This is a genomic window from Trueperaceae bacterium, assembly GCA_019454765.1.
Classification (GTDB): domain Bacteria; phylum Deinococcota; class Deinococci; order Deinococcales; family Trueperaceae; genus JAAYYF01.
This window is the reverse complement of the sequence record JACFNR010000003.1, coordinates 125655-131460: the sequence shown is the minus strand read 5'-3', so window position 1 is coordinate 131460 and position 5806 is coordinate 125655. Positions and strand designations below refer to the sequence as shown.

General features: G+C 73.3%; 4 protein-coding genes. All 4 read right to left on the bottom strand.

The window, feature by feature from the left end:
• Positions 1-68 precede the first annotated feature (68 nt).
• Complete coding sequence (locus H3C53_02100; GenBank protein MBW7915468.1) at positions 69-2180, bottom strand: AAA family ATPase; 2112 nt, start codon at positions 2178-2180, stop codon at positions 69-71.
• Positions 2181-2222: 42 nt separating this feature from the next.
• The gene (locus tag H3C53_02095) at positions 2223-3524 is read right to left on the bottom strand and encodes a peptidoglycan DD-metalloendopeptidase family protein (protein MBW7915467.1); all 1302 of its coding nucleotides are present in this window, start codon (positions 3522-3524) and stop codon (positions 2223-2225) included.
• Between the two features lie 65 nt (positions 3525-3589).
• Positions 3590-4453, bottom strand: coding sequence for an ABC transporter permease (locus H3C53_02090; GenBank protein MBW7915466.1), 864 nt, complete (start codon positions 4451-4453; stop codon positions 3590-3592).
• Between the two features lie 81 nt (positions 4454-4534).
• Positions 4535-5527, bottom strand: coding sequence for an isocitrate/isopropylmalate dehydrogenase family protein (locus H3C53_02085; protein ID MBW7915465.1), 993 nt, complete (start codon positions 5525-5527; stop codon positions 4535-4537).
• Between the last annotated feature and the right edge of the window lie 279 nt (positions 5528-5806).

Below are 5806 nucleotides of genomic sequence, written 5' to 3'. Positions count from 1 at the left end.
AGCCGAGCTTCAGGCCGTGGTTCAGGGTGTTCGGCCGCGAGGGGTAGCCGCCCGCAGCCCGCGGCCCCTCACGCCGACAGCGCGAGGTCGCTCCGCAGCTGCTCCAGCACCAGCTGCAGGTTGGCGGCCTCCTCCGGGGGGCACTGTCTGATCAGTCCGGCCGCGTGGACGAGCGCCTCGTGCGCGCGGGCGTCGTCGCCGAAGCTCATCGCGGCCTGCGCCAGGGCCAGCGCCCCCTCGGCCGCGAGCGCGGGCGGGAGCCCCAACTCGCCGAGCTCGGCGTAGAGGTCGTAGGTGGTGATCGCGTCCTCGCGCGACGTCGCGAGGTCGGCGGCGGCCAGGTAGTGCGCGTACGCCGCCTCCGGCGCCCCGCCCGCCGCGAAGTGCTCGGCCGTGTGGGCGGAGAACGCGAGGGGGGCGTGCTGCTCGAGCCAGGTGGCGATCCGTAGGTGCAGCACGGGACGGTCGGCGTACGGGATCATGCGCAAGACCCCGTTTCGCAGGAGCTCGCTCTGGAAGCGGTACTCGATCTCCCCGGGGATCGAGCTGGCGACCTGAGGCACCAGCATGTTCTCGCGCACGAGGGCCCCCACGTCCGAGGCGGCCGATGCCCCGCCGAGCTCGCGCAGCAGGCCGTCCCACACGAGTTCGCCGGCCAGCGCCGCGTAGGCGAGCAGGCGTCGGTGCCGGGAGTCGATCATGTCGAGGCGCGCCTGCAGTAGCGAGGCGAGCGAGCCCGAGAACGACTCCTCGGTGGCGACCGACAGGGCCCGGCCCAACTCCAGGACGTAGGCGGGCACCCCGCCGACCTGCTCGAGCAACCCCGCCACCGTCGACCGCATGGGGGAGCCGGTGACCTCCGCCAACAGCTCTTCGGCCTCGGCCTTCGCGAGGGCCGGCAGGTGCAGTTCCGCCCTGCGCCCCTGCCCGCCGGCGCGGCGCGCCGTGCGCAGCACGAGGAGCGGCGCCTCGGTGGCCAGGAGCAGGGCGAGGAACTCGTGCAACGTCGGGTCGCGCGGCTCGTTCTCCACGACCACCACGAGCGGGGCGACCGGCTCTCCCGGCGCCGCGCCGCCCCGCGCCACCGCGACCACCAGGTCGCGCCAGGCGAGGCTGGTGCGGTCCACGCTGCGCCTCTCCATCCGCTTCCAGGCCGTGCCGGGGGCGAGGTCGAGGCTGGCGAGGATGAGCCGTTGCCAGCGCGGCTCGTCCGGGAGGAGGGTCTCGAGCCTATGCTGCACGCGCGGCAACGCCCCACGCTCGTCGCCGCCGTCCTGCAGCCCGAAGAGCTGGCGCCCCAGGCCCGCGAACCCGAACTCCTCGCCGGCCGCCGGCGCGAGCCAGAGGGCGCGGCCGCCGTCGCCGAGGCCGGCCAGGAACTCGCGCAGCAGGCGCGTCTTGCCGCGCCCCGCCTCGCCCACCACCCACAGCTCGTGCGGTCGACCGCTGCGAGCTACCTCCTCGTGCAGCGCCGTCAGCGCGGCCAGCTCGGCGCGGCGCCCGACGAAGCGGACGTGGGAGTAGGGGTCGGCGTGGCGCCGCCCGGGGGCCACGAGGGCGTACGCCACCTCCACGTCGGGGAAGCCGTGCAGGCTGATGGGGCCGGTCGAGCGGTACTGGAGGCGGTTGCGGGTCGTGCGGTACGTCTCGGGACCGACCCAGACCTGGCCCGGCTCGGCGACCTCCTCCAACCGCGCCGCCAGGTTCACGGCGCTGCCCATCACCGTGTAAGAGCGCACGCGCCCCGACCCGACGGGCCCCGCGATGACGCTGCCGGTGTTCACGCCGGCGCGCGCGCGCAGCGGCAGGCCGCGCGCCTTGCCCACCGCCTCGACGGCCGTGAGGCTGGCCGCGGCCGCCAGCACGGCCCGGAAGGCGTCGTCGGGGTGGGAGCGGGGCGCGCCGAAGAGCGCCATGAGTCCGTCGCCCTTGAGCGCGTCGACGTAACCGTCGTGCGCCTCCACGACGCCGGTTATCACCGTGAGCACCTCGTCCGCCAGGTCGCGCAGGTCCTCTGGGTCCAGGTCGCGGGTCAGGCCGCTGAAGCCCGACATGTCGACGAAGAGCATCGTCACGCGCCGCCGCTCGCGGGCCGCGCCCTGCTTGCCGAGGCGCACGCCGCACATGCCGCAGAAGCGCATGCCGGCGGGGTTGGCCGCGCCGCAGGAGGCGCAGATCATGCGCCCCTCCTTCCCGCCGCCCCGCCGCCACCCCTCACCGGGTCACCATCCGAGTAGCGGCGCCGGGTCGATGAACGGGCCGCCGCCGGCGCTCTCGCGCCGGGCGTAGAACTGCAGCACGTCGGGTCGGGTGAGGGTGCCCCCGCCGAGGTAGCCGATGACGGTCCCCTGCTCGACCGTGTCGAACAGTCCGACGATCGGCTGCCGCAGGTTGACGTAGATGCTCACGAGGTCGTTGGCGTGCTGCAGCGCCACCATGTAGCCGAGGTTGGCGCCGAGGTACGTGATGGCCGTGACGCGGCCCGTCTGCACCGCCCTGACGGCGGAGTTGATGAGGGGCGCCTGGATGCCCAGGTAGGAGTTGTTCCCCTCCCCGAAGCGACTGACGAGCTTGGCGCCGTCGAACGGCCGCACGAAGCCCGAGGTGAGGGGCGCCAGCGGCGCCGCCAGCGCGTCGGCGCGGCTGCGCGCCACGTCGGCCTGGCGCTGCAGCTCGAGCTGCTTGTCGCGGTCCTGCGCGTACTGTGCGGCGGCGGCGCGCGCGCGCTCCTCCTCGGCCCTGAGGCGCGCGATCTCGTCGGCGAGCTGCTGGTTGAGGTCGCCCATGCTGCGCTCGATGCGCCCCTGCTCCTCCAGCAGAGCCTGCTTCTGGATGAGCTGGCCCGCCTGGGTCGCGTCGAGCTCGGCCACGACCTGCTCGAGGCGTCGCGCCGACGCGTCGAGCTCGGCCTCGGCGCGGGCGAGCGCTGCCTGGGCCGCGTCGAGCTCGGCGAGCTGGGCCTCGAGCTGCGCCTTGGCGCTGCGCTGCTCGCCCAGGACCGCGTCGAGCTCGGCGATGACGTCGGCGTCCTGCTGCGCGAGGAGCCCGAGGTAATGGTTCCTGACGCGCAACTCGTGGAACGTTCGGCTCGTGCCAACCGAGGCGGTCAGGCGCCGCCCGCGCTGCTTGTAGTGGCTGAGGAGGAGGTCCTGCACCCGCGTCGCCATCTGCGCCAGGCGGTCGCCCAGGGCGTCGATACGCCCCTCGGTCTCGGTGCGTTGCGCCTGGAGGTCGACGATGCGCCCGACGAGCGCCTCGCGCTCGCGGCGCTTGGCCGCCAGCTCGCTACTCACGGCGTCGCGCTCGGCGATGCGCTTCTCGAGCTGCGCCGCGGTCTGACCCAGCGCGGCGGTGATGGCCTCCAGCTCCCGCCTACGGTCGTCCAGGAGGGCCTCGTAGCGTTGTAGGTCGCGCTCGAGGGCCTGCTTCTCCGAGCTGTCGAGCTCGACCTGGGCGCTGCCGAGGGGAGCGAGGAGGAACGACAGCGTCAGGCTGGCGATGAGCGCGAGGAGCTGCCGCGGCACGGGGAGAGTCTACCAGCGGCTCGTGTGGGGCGAATGTTGGCCCGCGTCACGGTGGGCCGGGCAGGTCACTGGCGTTCGCGCAGGTGGTGCGACACGGCGATGGCGCTGCCGACGAGCCCCACCAGCGTGGCCAACAGGGCCAGGAGGCCGGCGATCCACCCGAGCAGCGCCGGGTCGCGCACGAACGGCACGAACGCGAACTGCTGCGACAGGCGCATCACGGCGACCTGGTACCCGGGGATGGCCAGCCCGAGTGCCAGGGCGGCGCTGATCAGTCCGAGGAGGAAGCCCTCGAGCAGGAACGGCAACCTGATGAAGCCGCGGCTCGCGCCCACGAGCCGCATGACGTCGATCTCCTCGCGTCGCGCCGTGATGGCCGCGCGGATGGAGTTGACGATGGCGAACAGGGCGGCGCCCAGCAGCACCACGATGAGGATCGAGCCGCCGATGCGCAGCACGTCGTTGAGCGCCAGGAAGGTGGCGACCTCGGCGCTGGAATCGTCGACCTCGGCCACGCCGGGGAGCTGCTCGAGGCGGAGTCGCACCAGGCTCGTCTGGGCCGGGTCGTAGAGGCGCAGGTGGAACGTGTCCGGGAGCGGGTTCTCGACCAGGCCGGCGGCCCTGCCCAGCGACGGGAGGTCGGCCACCATCTCGGCAAGGGCCTGGCTCTTGCCGACGAAGTCGAGGCGCTCGACCTCCGGCCAGGCGCGCACCGTGGCGGTGAGCTGCTGGACGTTGGCGCCGTCGGCCAGGTACGCGGAGAGCTCGAGTTCACCCTGGAGCACCGCCAAGGCGTTGTTCAGGTTGACCGACAGGAGGCTGAACCCCACCAGGATGGTGAGCGACAGCGTCATGGTCGTGATGGTCGAGACGCTGGCGATCCAGTTGCCCCTGATGGCGCGCATGGCTTGCAGGAACGCGTACATCATGCGCGCCGCCCGCGCGCCCCGTGATGGCCGGATCCCCGGGAGGTCACGGGAGCAATATTACCCGGCGGCCCGGGCGGGCGCTCAGGCGAGCCTCGCTATCACGGCGTCCGTGAACGACTCGGTGCTGGCCGTTCCCCCCAGGTCGGGCGTCAGCTCGCCACCGGCGAGCGCGGCGTCGACGGCGGCCTCGACGCGGGAGGCGGCGTCGCGCTCCCCGAGGTGGTCGAGGAGCATGGCGGCGGTCAGGAACGTGGCGGTGGGGTTCGCCACCCCCTTGCCGGCGATGTCGGGCGCGCTGCCGTGCACGGGCTCGAAGATGGCGTACTCCTCGCCCACGTTGGCGCTCGGCGCGATCCCGAGGCCGCCGGTGAGGCCGGCCATGAGGTCCGACAGGATGTCGCCGAAGAGGTTGGTGGAGACGAGCACGTCGAAAGACTCGGGCGCCCTCACGAGCTTCATGGCGGCGGCGTCGACGATGATGTCGTACGCCTCGACTTCCGGGTACTCCTTGCCGACCTCCATGACCGTCTCCAGGAACAGGCCGGAGGTGAGGGGCAGGACGTTGGCCTTGTGCACCACGGCGAGGCGCTTGCGCCGCCGCATGGCCTGCTCGAACGCCACGCGCGCGATGCGCTGGGAGGCGCGGCGGGTGACGACGGCGTCGGCGATGGCCACGTCGCCGTACCTGCGCTCCTTCTCGACGTAGAGCCCCTCGGTGTTCTCGCGCACCATCAGCATGTCGATGCCTGGCAGGGACCCCGGCACCGGCCGGGAGCGCGCGGGGCGCAGGTTGGAGAAGAGGTCGAGGGTGCGCCGCATGTAGCGGATGGCGCCCTGGTGGCCCTCGACGCGCTTGGAGGGGCTCGTGAAGGCGCCGGCCAGCGTGGCGTCGGCGGCGCGAACCGCGCTCAAGGTGGCCTCCGGCACGCTCGTGCCGCGGGCCTGGAAGGTGGCCCAACCGGCCTCGGCCTCGGTGAAGTCGAGCGGTAGGCCGGTGGCCGCCAACAGGCGGCGCGCCGCCGGGATGACCTCCCGTCCGATTCCGTCGCCTGGGATCAAGCAGATGGTGTGCATGTCACTCCTTGCGGTCGTGGGCCGCGCCCGGTCGCCGGGCGCGTGGTCGGCCGTGTTCATGCGGGGTCGTCCGCGGCTCGCGGCCCCATGGCCGCGGTGTGGCCGGCGCCGACCCTGCGCCGTCTTGGTCCCCGCGTGCTGGCTGCCGGATGGGACTCGGTGCCGCGCCGCGTAGCGGCCGGCCAAGCGCAACCAAGCTACCATGGCCCGCCGCCGCTCCGGGGGGCGCGGCGCGCTGGTAACATGCGGAGCGATCGAGGTGGTTGAGTGACGACGCTG